The organism is Oleiphilus sp. HI0067, assembly GCF_001635735.1.
The window spans coordinates 1-929 of record NZ_LWFI01000177.1 but is presented as its reverse complement, the minus strand read 5'-3'; the positions used below and the strand labels follow the sequence as shown (position 1 = coordinate 929).

1 protein-coding gene is annotated in these 929 nt (G+C 45.2%); it reads right to left on the bottom strand.

The window, feature by feature from the left end:
* The coding region (lpxB, locus tag A3739_RS02380) for a lipid-A-disaccharide synthase (RefSeq protein ID WP_068500108.1) at positions 1 to 929 on the bottom strand (929 nt) is incomplete at both ends.

Sequence of the window (929 nt, the reverse complement as noted above, 5' to 3'; positions counted from 1 at the left end):
TTGTAACAACTCTGGCACTAGTAGCTTATTCGCTAATAAGTTTGGCAAAGCGACAAATGGCGTCTTAATTAACCTCTGCATCACCCAGTACGTAAGCTTGTTCAAACGATACGATACAACCATTGGCCGTTTCATCAACATACACTCAAGCGTAGCAGTTCCAGATGCTAGCAAAACCAAATTGGAAGCTGCCATCACCTCGCGTGAACGCCCAAGTACTAACGAAACGTTGAGATCCGGGAATTCTTTTAATATCTCTTCAACTTGGTCGAAACGATCTTGATTAACACAAGGAACAACAAACGTTGTCGATGGATTCTCTTTTCTGATTAATTCTGCAGCTTCAAAGAAGGAGCGAGCGATACGGCTTACCTCGCCCGAACGACTTCCCGGCAATATGGCTACCATGGAGTCCATATTTTGGAGACTTAAAGCCTTTCGTGCTGCTTCTCGATTAGGCTTAAGGGGTATCAAATCGGCGAGAGGGTGTCCGACAAACCGAACAGAAACATTGTGCGATTTATAAAACTTTGCTTCAAACGGAAATAGGGTCAACATCAAATCAACCGCGCGGGCAATCTTAACAACACGCTTCTGACGCCATGCCCATACCGACGGACTGACATAATGCGCGGTCTTGATTCCAGCTTGCCGTAACTGCAACTCTAAACCGATGTTGAAGTCAGGCGCATCGATTCCAATAAAGACATCTGGCCGATTCGCTAAAAAATGCTTTTTGAGCCCGCGCCTTATCCCGACTAACTCAAAAATACGCCCGAGAACCTCAAACAAGCCCATTACAGATAGGCGCTCCATCGGGTAAAGGGATTCAAAGCCCTCTTTTTGCATCAAAGGACCACCAATTCCCGTAAAACAAATATTTGGATCGTGCGCCTTAAGCTCTTTAACTAAACCAGAGCCCAATATAT